This is a genomic window from Paeniroseomonas aquatica (genome assembly GCF_030409335.1).
Taxonomy (GTDB): domain Bacteria; phylum Pseudomonadota; class Alphaproteobacteria; order Acetobacterales; family Acetobacteraceae; genus Belnapia; species Belnapia aquatica.
The window spans coordinates 1-3,192 of sequence record NZ_JAUFPN010000274.1 but is presented as its reverse complement, the minus strand read 5'-3'; the positions used below and the strand labels follow the sequence as shown (position 1 = coordinate 3,192).

General features: G+C 78.3%; 6 protein-coding genes. All 6 read right to left on the bottom strand.

Annotated elements, in window-relative coordinates:
* Nucleotides 1-647 (bottom strand): hypothetical protein (locus QWZ14_RS29355; RefSeq protein ID WP_290320616.1); only part of this gene is annotated, 647 nt, incomplete at its 3' end.
* A gap of 55 nt (nucleotides 648-702) precedes the next feature.
* On the bottom strand, nucleotides 703-1,146 hold the full coding sequence (locus tag QWZ14_RS29350; protein WP_290320615.1) for a hypothetical protein: 444 nt from the start codon (nucleotides 1,144-1,146) through the stop codon (nucleotides 703-705).
* A complete protein-coding gene (locus QWZ14_RS29345; protein WP_290320614.1) occupies nucleotides 1,143-1,295 on the bottom strand; it encodes a hypothetical protein in 153 nt (50 codons plus the stop codon). Before QWZ14_RS29345 ends, QWZ14_RS29350 begins: the two co-directional genes overlap by 4 nt.
* A 183-nt stretch (nucleotides 1,296-1,478) precedes the next feature.
* The gene (locus tag QWZ14_RS29340; RefSeq protein ID WP_290320613.1) at nucleotides 1,479-1,880 is read right to left on the bottom strand and encodes a hypothetical protein; all 402 of its coding nucleotides are present in this window, start codon (nucleotides 1,878-1,880) and stop codon (nucleotides 1,479-1,481) included.
* A 93-nt stretch (nucleotides 1,881-1,973) separates the two neighbouring features.
* Nucleotides 1,974-2,600, bottom strand: a complete 627-nt coding sequence (locus QWZ14_RS29335) for a hypothetical protein (RefSeq protein WP_290320612.1) — start codon at nucleotides 2,598-2,600, stop codon at nucleotides 1,974-1,976.
* A 76-nt stretch (nucleotides 2,601-2,676) separates the two neighbouring features.
* On the bottom strand, nucleotides 2,677-3,093 hold the full coding sequence (locus tag QWZ14_RS29330) for a hypothetical protein (RefSeq protein ID WP_290320611.1): 417 nt from the start codon (nucleotides 3,091-3,093) through the stop codon (nucleotides 2,677-2,679).
* Between the last annotated feature and the right edge of the window lie 99 nt (nucleotides 3,094-3,192).

Below are 3,192 nucleotides of genomic sequence, written 5' to 3'. Positions count from 1 at the left end.
GGGGGCGCCGGCCGCCGGGCGGCCTCGCGGGGGCCCTCGTAGCCGTCGTCGGCGATGAGGCGGAGCTGCACCGCGGCGCCGGTCGCCGCCTCGGCCGGCAGCTCCAGCGGCACCGGCCAGAAGCACTCGACCCGGTCCTCGCCGCGCAGCGCCAGGAAGACCACCCGCTCGACCCGGCCGGCCTCGTCGGTCTCGACCGCCAGGCGGAAGGCCATGCCCTCGGCCTCCGCCTCGCCCAGCGCCAGCGAGAGCTGCTGGACCTCCAGCTCCTGCCGCCGGAGGGTGCGCTCGGTCGGCTCCTCGGCGGCGCCGCGGTAGAAGCGGACCGGCACGCCGTTGCCGTTGCCGCCGATGAGGAAGACGAAGTGGGCGCTGTCGTCCAGCACCTCGAGCCAGGGGAAGTCGCCGGAGCTGGCGGCCCGCTCCAGCCGGTTGCGGCCGAAGGCGAAGGCGCGGCAGCCGACCGACCAGGGATCGTCGCCCAGCTCGTAGCTGGCCATGGCCAGGGCGTCGCGGCGGGCATTGGCCAGCATGCGGGCGCAGATCCGCAGCCGCTCCTCGGTCAGGGCGGGGTGGAAGTCCCAGGGCAGGCGCCCGGGGGGGGAACCCTCGGGCGGCAGGGGTGCGGGCGGCGCGGGAGGCTGCATGGGCTGATCCTATCACATTCCGCGCCGCGATCCCGGCCGCCGCGTCGGCCGCCGCCTAGCCCGGCGCGGGCGCGTCCACCGCCTCGGCGGCCTCGCGCAGCTCCCCCACGGTGGCCGAGATATTGGCCTCGGTGGCGGCATCGCCGGGGCCCTCGACCGCCGGGCCCTCGGCGAAGGCCACCGCCAGGACGACCTGGGCGAGGTTCACCGTCGCCTGCGCGGCGAGGCCCGGCACCGGCGCGCCGAGGTAGTGCTTGGACTGCCAGGCCTGGTCGACGCCGGCCGGGACCCCGGCGTGGTCGAGCTCGACGTCGAGCAGGATGGTCCCCGCCGAGGAGACATGCGCCGCGGCCAGCGTGCGGACGCGCAGCACGTCGCCGGTGGTCAGCAGCAGGCCGAAGGCGCCGCCGGGGCGGGCCGCGAGCATCCGGCCGACCAGCCAGGCGGGCAGCAGGGCGGCATCGGCGACCGGATCGGCCACCCGGGTCCAGGCCGTCATGCCGCGGCCTGCGCCGGCATGCCGGGCAAGGCCGGCGGCGGCGGCGCCGGCGGGGTGCCGGGCGGCGCGACCGGGGGCTCGAGCGGCCGCCCGTCCGGCAGCGTCGGGTCTGCCGCGGCGGAAGTCGTGAGCCGGTCGGTGGGGTGCATGCGGGGATCCCGGGCTGTGGTTGCGGGGCGGTAACGCGCCGCGGCGCGTCCTGTTCGCCGGGCCCGGTCGGGCCTCGGCGCCGCAGCGGCCAGGCGTGGCAGTCGCCGGGGCGGCGAGGGGCGGCACCCGGGCTTCGTCTCCATCCGGGGCAGGCTACCGGCCGGCCCGGGCGGCGGCCAGCCTCAGGCCGCCTTGGCGACGCAGCCCGGCCCGTTCCGGCTGAAGCCGGCGATGCGTCCCTCGCGGGATTCGAAGACCAGCACGCACAGGTCGGGGACGGCGTAGCCGCCGAAGCCCAGCCCGGTGCCCAGGCCGACGCCGCTGCCCCAGCCGCCGATGCCGAGGCCGATGCTGGGCCGGATGGCGGGGGCCGCGGAGGGCGTCGCCAGCTCGTACTGCAGCAGGCGGCGGCCGTCGCCGTCGTAGGTCCGGCTGGGGACGCCGAAGCCGGCCACGACATCGGCCTCGGGGCGGCCGACGAAGCTGGCCGCCCGCCGGTCGAATTCCTGCGGCGTGCCGGAGGAACAGGCGGCGGCGGCCAGGACGCAGCCCAGCAGGGCGGCACGGCGGAACGGATGGCGCATGGCGGGGTCCCCTGTCGGCGGCCGGTCGCTGGGCCACCGTGGTCCAACGCGGCACGGCCGCCGCGGATGCCGCGGCGCCTCGCGCCGGGCCGGTCAGGGCGGGGCGCCCCGCCGGCCGCCGCCGGGCGCCGTCTGCACGATGCTGCCGCTGGAGGTCACCACGTTGGTATTGCCGCCGCCCTCGGTGCCGCGCCGCCGGCCACCGCCGCCGCCGCCGCCGCCGCCGGAGGCCTGGCCGCCGACCGTCGCCACCTGCTGCAGCGCCGTCGGCCCGGAGCCGGAGGCGCCGCCCTGCTGCTGCACCAGGTTGTTGTCGCCCACGGTTACCGCGACCGGCGCCTCGAAGCGGTTCACCACCTTGGTCCGCTGGTCGATGAAGATGGGCACGAAGGCCGGCTCGACCGGCGGCGGCGGCGGCTGGCGGCTGGCGGCGCGGGGCTGGCCCAGGGCGAAGCCGTCGAGGAAGCCGCCGTCGCCGCGGGTGCGGGCGATCAGCGCCTGGTGCCGCTGCCGGCGCTCGGCCGGCGTCGGCGTCGCCTGCAGGTCGGCGGCGCCGATGCTGGGGAAGGTGATCCGCAGCGGCCGGGCGAGGCCGCGCGGCCCGCCCACCGCCAGCGCCTCGGGCGAGAGCTCCAGCCCGCCGCTGTCCTGCGCCAGGGCGGGCAGGGTGGCGGCGCCGGCGGCCAGCAGGGCCAGGGCGGGGATCAGCAAGCGGCGCATCGGGGTCCTCCTTCGTGCTGTGCGGCATCCTGGTGGGCCGGCCGCGGCGGCGCTGTGGCCCGGGCCACATATCCGGTCAGTCGAGGTCCACCGCCTGGTGGTCGGTGCGCAGCCGCAGCCGGCTGCCGTCGCGTTCGAGGAACAGCCGCCCGGCCGGGCCCTGCCGCTCGATGGTGAGCTGCCGGGCGCGCGGGCGGGGCGGCGGCCGGTCTTCCTCCGGCGCATCCTCCTCCGGCGCATCCTCCACCTCCGGCGGCTCGGCCTCGCGCCCCGCCCGGGGCGGCGGGGCGCCGGGGCGGGCGCCGAATTCCTGCACGATGCCGCCGGAGCTGCAGATGGTGCGGCCGTTCACGGTCTGGCAGGCGACAGCGCCCGAGCCGGCGCAGGTGACGTTGCCGTTGACCGAGCGGCAGCGCAGGGTCTCGGCCTGGGCCGCGGCGATGCAGCCGAGGGCCAGGCTGGCCAGCAGGGCACGGCGCGTGATCCGGGACATCGGAGCCTCCTTCTGGAATGGGAATGCGACCCTGCCCGGGAGGCTCCCGGGCAGGGTCTTTCACCGCCCCGCCTGGGCGATGATGCGCTGGGTGGCGGC